The following is a 1,423-nucleotide window of genomic DNA, read 5'->3' as shown; positions in this document are numbered from 1 at the left end:
CCCTCACCCGCCACCGCCGCCGGCAACCGCAGGTGCACCTCCTCCAAACCCTCCTCACCCGTCACCCGCTCCACACCCAGCGACGTCACCTCACCAAACCCCGCCAACCGCCCCGCCCAGTACTCCCGCGCAGCCCCCTCGTCCTGACCCGCCACCCACACCGCGAACTCACGAAACGCCGCCCGCACACCCAGCTCAGGCAACCGCCCCACACGCAACGCGTGATACGCCTCCAACACCTCACCCAGGACGATCGGCACACTCCACCCGTCCAACAACAGATGGTGATAACTCCACACCAACTGATGCCGACCCCCACCCAGACGCACCAACACCAGACGAACCAACGTCGACGCGGTGAAGTCCGCACCACGCGCCCAGTCCTCCGCGAGGAACTGCTCGTAAGCCTCCTGCCGCCGCTCCTCGTCGAGGTGCGCGAAGTCCACCACGCGCAGAGGCAGCGGGACGGACCGCGACACCACGGCGAGCGGTTCGGCCACTCCCTCCCACACCACGGCGGTGCGCAGCACCTCGTGCCGGGAGATCGCCAGTTCCCACGCCCGCTTCAGGGCGTCGAGGTCCAGATCACCTTCCAGGAGCAGGCCGTTCTGGACCCAGTACATGCCGGAGTCCTCGGACAGCTGTCCGTGGAAGAGCATGCCCTTCTGCAGGGCCGTGAGCGGGTAGATGTCCTCGATCTCGGTGGGGACGCGGGCCGCGACACGGTCGAGCGCGGCCTGGTCGATCCGCGCGAGCGGGAAGTCGGACGGCGTATGACCGCCCGTCCCCGGCCGGCAGCAGTACTCGATCAGCTCGGCCAGCACCTCGACGTACCGCTCCGCGAGCCCGGTGACCGTGGCCTCATCGTGCACCTCGGCGCCGTACGTCCACACCATCTCCAGACGACCGTCGGCCACCTGACTGTTGACCTCGATCAGGTGGGGACGCTCACCTTCGGCCGACTGCTCCGCGCCGAGCGGATCGCCGGACGGCCTGAAGCGGACGCGGCTGCTGTCCTTGGCGGCAGCGTCGCCTGCCGTGTCCGGTCGGCGGCTGGACTGTCCGAGGTAGTTGAAGCCGACCTCTGCCTGACCCCGCGGGACCCAGTCGGTCAGGTGACGCAGGAGCCCGTAGCCCAGACCCTTGCGCGGGATACCCCGCAGATACTCCTTCGTACGACGCAAAAGCGCACCCAAATCGCCATCGACCAGGGCGGTGAGCTCCACCGGATGGACGCTGGTGAACCAGCCCACCGTCCGGGACACATCCACGTCCCCACCGACGTCCTCACGGCCATGGCCTTCCACGTCCACCACCACAGACCGCGACCCGGTCCACTCGGTGAACACCACACCCAGCACACTCAGCAGCACATCATCGATCTGCGTCCGAAACGCCGCCGGCACCTCACGCAGCAACCGCT

At 68.2% G+C, this 1,423-nt stretch carries 1 protein-coding gene; it reads right to left on the bottom strand.

All coding sequences use genetic code 11. The annotated features are described in order from the left end of the window. Nucleotides 1-1,423, bottom strand: a 1,423-nt coding sequence (locus ACFWGJ_RS43685) for a condensation domain-containing protein (RefSeq protein ID WP_387334547.1), incomplete at both ends; no start/stop codon positions are given.

The sequence above is a fragment of the Streptomyces sp. NPDC060205 genome (assembly GCF_042728395.1).
Classification (GTDB): domain Bacteria; phylum Actinomycetota; class Actinomycetes; order Streptomycetales; family Streptomycetaceae; genus Streptomyces.
This window is presented reverse-complemented; position numbering and strand designations above follow the sequence as displayed.